2 protein-coding genes are annotated in these 2,169 nt (G+C 58.2%); both read left to right on the top strand.

Annotated elements, in window-relative coordinates; genetic code table 11:
- Window positions 1–660: 660 nt before the first annotated feature.
- The gene (locus FSO04_RS45585; protein ID WP_154567980.1) at window positions 661–1,470 is read left to right on the top strand and encodes an MOSC domain-containing protein; all 810 of its coding nucleotides are present in this window, start codon (window positions 661–663) and stop codon (window positions 1,468–1,470) included.
- A gap of 61 nt (window positions 1,471–1,531) precedes the next feature.
- Window positions 1,532–1,720: a rubredoxin gene (locus tag FSO04_RS45580; RefSeq protein ID WP_372342518.1), complete on the top strand. Its 189-nt coding sequence runs from the start codon at window positions 1,532–1,534 to the stop codon at window positions 1,718–1,720.
- Window positions 1,721–2,169: the final 449 nt, after the last annotated feature.

The following is a 2,169-nucleotide window of genomic DNA, read 5'->3' as shown; positions in this document are numbered from 1 at the left end:
GACCCACAACTGCCGGTCGCGCTGTCTGGGGTTCAACGGCGGTTAACTGAGTGGTCCGGTCATCCAAGCCAGCTCGCCGGGGGCAGCGGTTCGGCCAATCCGGACATTCGCACTTCTCGAGCCTATTCCGGAACGTGGGGACATGGAGCCTCGCGAATAGCCCTTATCGATCCGTTGCTTCGATAAGGGCGCCGGCGCGACGCAGCTTTTTCTAAGCGCAAATCCGACGCAACGCAGGGATACGATCGGGTTGCCGGTGACCCGGGTCGATGTGCGCGTCTCAACTCCGGAATTTCTGAACCGGCGCCTCGTTCGTCCGCGCATCGGGCGTCCGGTTCGGCACAGGACGCTGAATGGTCAGCCGATTTGACAGCCAACTGAGTTTCCGGCCTACGAAATCCGGAGTACGGCTCATGCGACTCAGGCGATCACACAAGCTCGATACAGCTTGCTTCGTCGAACTTTGCCTGGGCGACCGGTTTGTCGTTTCACGATTGTGGGCGGCCAGCATCAAATGCAGCGCACACGACCACACATGGCAGAATTCAACGCCGGGTTGGCAGAATCCACTGCAAGCTTTTGCGCGTCGCAAAGGTGTTAAGGCAGTAGCCTGTAGTTCAGCGTGGCGCCTCGGCCGCGCAAGAACAGGAAGCGTTTGCCATGTCACCATCGCAAGCCATTGTTGCATCGATTCACCGATATCCCGTCAAGTCAATGATGGGTGAGGAACTCAACTCAGTCGCGATTACCACGCGCGGAGTGGCGGGCGATCGCGCCTACTCGCTCATCGATGTCGAGACCAATAAGCTCGTCAATGCAAAGCATCCCCAAAAGTGGCCGGAGATGTTTGCCTACCGTGCCCGCTACACGTCGCCCGCGGTTTCGCCGGAGCATGTGCCGCCGGTGTACATCGCGTTGCCCAATGGCGATGTGATCGAATCCACATCCGGCGATGCGGAGCAAACGTTGTCCGCAGCGCTGCGCAAACGCGTGCGTCTTGTGCGTCCCGATGAATCGAACCAGGGGTTCGAAGGCTTTGTGCCTACTGTCGAGGGCGTGTCCGATCGCGACTTCGTTTTCGACAAGATCTCCCCGCCAGGAACGTTTTTCGACATCGGGCTAATCCATATCCTGACGACGTCGACCATCGACGCCTTGCGAAAAACGGTGCCGCACAGCCGCATCGAAAGCCGTCGCTTTCGCCCTAACCTCGTCATCCGTACCGATGGCGCGGAAGGTTTCGTCGAGAACACATGGGTGGGTCGAACGTTGCGCATAGGCCAGGTGGTGCTGCAGGTGAAACAGCCGACGCAACGATGTGTGATGACGACGCTTGCCCAGGGAGACTTGCCCAAGGACATTTCTGTCCTGAAGGCGATCTATCAGCATAACGCGGGCACCATCGGTGTGTACGCGGAGCCTGTGCAGATCGGCACGGTGCGAGTCAACGACGCGGTCGAGTTGAATTGAATAACTGTGCACAAGCTTGACGCGCTGTACCGCCACGTCAGTCGTAACGTCTGTTGTCCCTATGCCGCGGACTACATCGAAGGATATCGATGCCGCGGTAATTCACGAGGTCCACACAATGAAGACCTGGCAGTGCGTCGTTTGCGGATTCATTTGTAAACAAGCCGAGGGTATCCCTGAGGATGGCATAGCATCCGGCACGCCGTGGGAGGATGTCCCCCCGACTGGGCCTGTCCAGAGTGTGCTGTGAGCAAAGCCGAGTTCGTAATGGTCGAGCTCGCTTGAAACATGTGAGAGGCTTTGATGGATCTGCTTATGTTTGGCCTTGTCGCGATAGGATTCGGCGCTTATTCCACTTACCTTCTGGCGACGAGTCTGCCGGACGAGGTCCTTGATGCTGCTGCGAAACACTGTCGGTTCGCCGGCGTTGGCGGCGACACCGTTCACGAAGAAGATATGGAACTGGCGATCAATCGGTTATCTGAAGGAAAGGGCAGTCGCTTGCCTCCATGCCCGGCTAGACGAGACATCTAGTGCGCCACTTTTCGCGCAGGAAGCTCAACTGAAAAACATCGCGGCCAGGTGTGGCAGAGATCCGCTTGTGGTCGATAAACTCCTATCCGCGCCGCCAGGAAGCGGACATTGCCGAACGGCCTCAACTGCGAGGAGCGAAGGTCCGGTTTGGCCGATGACGGAGCA

Source organism: Paraburkholderia madseniana (assembly GCF_009690905.1).
GTDB classification, from domain to species: Bacteria; Pseudomonadota; Gammaproteobacteria; order Burkholderiales; family Burkholderiaceae; genus Paraburkholderia; species Paraburkholderia madseniana.
The sequence above is the reverse complement of the archived record's forward strand: the minus strand, read 5'-3'. Positions and strand labels throughout refer to the sequence as shown.

What these genes read in the sequence shown, in the direction of transcription:
- FSO04_RS45585 (WP_154567980.1), top strand. Translation starts at nt 661, where the DNA reads ATGTCACCATCGCAAGCCATTGTTGCATCGATTCACCGATATCCCGTC.
- FSO04_RS45580 (WP_372342518.1), top strand. Translation starts at nt 1,532, where the DNA reads ATGCCGCGGACTACATCGAAGGATATCGATGCCGCGGTAATTCACGAG.